At 60.3% G+C, this 3751-nt stretch carries 3 protein-coding genes and 2 pseudogenes; 1 reads left to right on the forward strand and 4 read right to left on the reverse strand.

Annotation, left to right across the window (positions count from 1 at the left end; genetic code table 11):
* Positions 1-356 precede the first annotated feature (356 nt).
* From B3P22_RS17200 to B3P22_RS17210, 3 genes and pseudogenes are all read right to left on the reverse strand, one after another.
* Positions 357-971 (reverse strand): annotated as a pseudogene (locus B3P22_RS17200) (transposase); the annotation flags it as partial.
* Between the two features lie 205 nt (positions 972-1176).
* Positions 1177-1248: pseudogene (locus tag B3P22_RS17205) on the reverse strand (MBL fold metallo-hydrolase); the annotation flags it as partial.
* A complete protein-coding gene (locus B3P22_RS17210; RefSeq protein ID WP_296271834.1) occupies positions 1248-2267 on the reverse strand; it encodes an AraC family transcriptional regulator in 1020 nt (339 codons plus the stop codon). The pseudogene B3P22_RS17205 and the gene B3P22_RS17210, both read right to left, overlap by 1 nt.
* Positions 2268-2591: 324 nt before the next feature.
* Between B3P22_RS17210 and B3P22_RS17215 the strand changes: the two genes are divergently transcribed.
* A complete protein-coding gene (locus B3P22_RS17215; protein ID WP_296271835.1) occupies positions 2592-3425 on the forward strand; it encodes a metal-dependent hydrolase in 834 nt (277 codons plus the stop codon).
* A gap of 134 nt (positions 3426-3559) precedes the next feature.
* Here the strand turns inward: B3P22_RS17215 and B3P22_RS17220 are convergent.
* Positions 3560-3751: response regulator transcription factor (locus B3P22_RS17220; protein WP_296271836.1), on the reverse strand; the 192-nt coding region annotated here is incomplete at its 5' end.

The raw sequence follows: 3751 nt of genomic DNA on the forward strand, positions 1-3751 counted from the left end.
AATTTTCCATCAGCGCCAACAGCATGGCCACTATTGATCCTGGGTTATCTTGTATTGGTTGAAGCACAGTGAGGACAGAAGCTAAATCGGCAGCTAACTGATTAATCTGATCGCCGCTCAGATCAGTAGCTATGAAGCCAAAATGCTTGGCTGGCTATGGCCAAAAGCCGCATCTAGCAGACGACTGCTGTCGGTCGATTCTGTTGAAAAAGTAGCTTCAGCGGCAGCCTGCGGATCAAGTGTGCCTGCTGTCGAAGTGGCTGCAAGCCACTTCAAGTTGCCTTTCGGCGTTTCACTGAGCGTCCTTGCTCAGGTGTAAGGGTTAATTTGAGGGTTTCTGCTCGTAGCAGGCGTACCTATCCCATCAGCGGTGGCCCTTGAGGCAAAAGCTTGGCCATGCGGCGCAGGTTCTGCACCGTGGCCGCCAAAGTGAATTCGTCAGTGGCACCCGTTAGGCCACGCAGTCGTAAACGGTCGAGTTTCATGATCCGTTTGAGGTGGGCGAAAAGCATCTCCACCTTCTTTCGTTCGCAGCGAGAGACGAGATACTCCGGTGTCTTGGCGATGCGTCGAGCCACGTCGCGGGCAGCCTCATGGATGCTGCGGACGATCTTCCGATTCGGCGTGTTGGGGCAGCATTTCGCTTTCAACGAGCAGGTAGCGCAGTCGGTTTGGCTGGAGCGGTAGATGATGGTGTTGGCCTTGGTCACCCGCGACCTTTGCTGGGTGAAGGCGCGCCATTCACTGCGCAGCGGTTTGTCGGCTGGGCAGCGATATTCATTGGCGTCCTGATTCCAGTGAAAGTCGTTACTGGAGAGGCTGTCGTCCTTGCGCTCGGTCTTGTCCCACACCGGCACATGCGGCTCGATGTCCTTTTCTTCGACCATCCAGGCCAGCATCGGGGCGGTGCCATAAGCGGTATCGCCGATAAGGCGTTCCGGGGTGAGATCGAACTGCGTGGCGCATCGCTCACCAGGCACTCTTCAAGACTCCCCAGCGAGAAAATCTGGTCGGCCGACGGGTAGTGCCTGAGAAGGCTTTGATGTGGACACGGGATCACTTCACATGTCCACATCAAAGCCATGTCCATATGGACTTCGCAAGAAGATGCCAGATACCACGTATAGCAAGCCCTAGAGGACTTGTCCGCACTCCCTACATTTCGATTACTAGGCTGGTGCAGTTGCACTGCAAAGGCCCGACAGGGAAGGTTTCGCGGATCAGGGCGGGGCGTTCGGCGGTACTCATCAGGAAACCTCGTTGCGGTAGTCGCCGGGCAGTTTACCGGTCCATTTGCGGAATGCACGGCGGAAATTGGACGGGTCGCTGAAGCCCAGTAAATGAGCGATTTCATAAAGCGGCAAGTGCGTGGTGGTCAGGTACTGCAGAGCCAGACGCTTGCGCACCTCGTCGAGCACCTGCTGATAGCTGGTGCCCATCTGCGCCAGATGCCGGCGCAGGCTACGGCCGCTGGTGTGCAGGGCGCTCGCGGCGCTTTCCAGGTCGGGAAAATCACCCGGGCGCGTCAACAACAGGCGGCGCAGTCGCGTGAGCAAGCCGTCCTGCACATCGAGGCTGGCCAGCAGCGCCTCGCACTGTTGCTCGCACATTAGTACCGTGGCCGGGTTGGCCAGCGCCATGGGGCGTTGCAGATAGTGCCGAGGCACGCGCAGCCAGTGGTAAGGCTGTTCGAACTGTGCCGCCACCCCGAACACCTCGGCATAGCGCTGGGCGTATTCGGGCGCCGAATGCGCAAAACCGACGGCCAGGCCCTGCAGTTCTTCACCCAGGAGAAAACGCGCGATGGTGTGGATACTGCTCAGCAGGCCCTCGGCGGTAAAACGCGACTGCGGCCCCGCAGGAAAGGTCTCCACGGCGCGCAACTGCATGTCCTCTCCCTGCTCCACCAGCTCCAGTTCGAATGACAGACCGAGCACCCGGTAGTACTTGAGGGCGAACTGCAGCGCTTTGCCCAGATTGGCGCTAGACAGCACCGCGTAACCGAGAATGCCGTGGGTGGAAACGTTCAGGCGCTGGCCCAGCAACAGCCCCAGCGCCGGCTCACCGCAACGCTCCAGCGCGGCTTGGGTCAGCAGATGAAAGTCGAGAAAGGACAACCGCGCATTGGGGCTACCGAGCACTTGCGGGCGTACCCGCGCAGCGGCAAACAGCTCGGCACGGGCCAGGCCAAGCTCCTCGGCGAGCGCCAGCAGCGCCTCGGCGTAGGCCACTGGAACCAGTTCGGCAGTGAAGAGGGTTTGCTTCATGGGCTTGTTGTTCTGGCGGCTGGCCGCAAATGACCCGTTATTCGAAGACCTTAACCTTGCCCACGACGCTCCGACAACCCCGCTCATCGAGCAGCGAATGCCATCACGACTCTTTTGCCTGGCCTGCAAAAGCTCTCTGAAGGTTCCAGTAATCGGGGTTCCGGTTTCAGGCGCAGCGGGCGGATCAGCTGCCTACCAAACCCCCAAACTTTTCTCCGACAGCAAGTGGCCAGATATGACCGTAACCTTGGCTGTTACGAACCTGTGCGCCGACGCTCGCCGCGCTCATAGTGACAAGCAGTCAAACAGCGCAATGGAGCCCTCATGGCCAGCACCACTCCGGAAGGATTGCAGATTCGCCCCAGGCATATGGATTTCGATCTGCCCAACCCGCTGCCGCGCCATTGGAACGGCGGCGACGCCTTCAAGACCCATCTGTTCGATGCCATGTCGGTGTTGTTTCCCGATGGCGAGCGTTTCTTCATCGACTCGGTGCGTCAGTTCCGCGACCGTATCGAAGACCCGGTACTCAAGGAACAGATTCGCGGCTTCATCGGTCAGGAAGGCCACCACAGCCGTGAACATCTGGAATACAGCCAGCGCCTGCGCGATCTGGGCTACGACGTCGAGCGCTTCGAAAAGCGCGCCCGTGCGCGTATCCGCTACACCCAGAAGAAGTTCTCGCCGCAGCGCCAGTTGGCCGCGACCGCAGCACTGGAGCACATCACCGCGATCATGGCCGATGGTTTGCTGAGAAATGACGCCTACATGGCTGACGCCCACCCAACCCTAAAGCGCCTGTGGCGCTGGCATGCGCTGGAAGAAACCGAGCACAAGGCGGTGGCCTTCGACGTCTACAACCAGGTATGCGGCAGCCGCAAGCTGCTGCGCCGGGCGATGATCATGGGCACCTTCTTCTTCGTACTCGATACCACGCGCGGCCTGGCGCACATGCTCAAGGTCGACGGCCTGCTGTGGAACTGGCGCGTGTGGCGCGACGGCATCCGTTGGATGTGGGGCAAGGAAGGCGTGTTCCGCCCGCTGATCAGCACCTACCTGGACTTCTTCAAGGCCGGCTTCCACCCCTGGGAGCACAGCAACCTGGACCTGCTGCACGCCACGCGCGTGGAGTTCGACGGCGCAGCCAGCTCGGCTTAACCGCAGCCTCTTGTCAGGCTGCGCGAAATCAATACATCTTGCTGATGCTCATGCATACCACTTCTCGAGGCACGCCTTGTCGACCGCGGCTGACGAGAGGGCTGGACGTCCTGTCTGGCATAGCGGCGCCAATCTCAGTGCAACAAACCCAACCCCTTGGCCCGGGCGACGGCCTGGGTGCGCCGTTCGACGCCGAGCTTGCTGTTGATGTGCCGGGCATGGGTCGTGACCGTGTGCAGGGAGATGGACAGCCGCTCGCTGATCTCATGGTTCGAACAGCCACGCGCAATCAGCTGCAGTACGGCCAGTTCGCGGCCGCTGAGCTT

The organism is Pseudomonas sp. UBA6323 (genome assembly GCF_002439135.1).
GTDB lineage: Bacteria > Pseudomonadota > Gammaproteobacteria > Pseudomonadales > Pseudomonadaceae > Aquipseudomonas.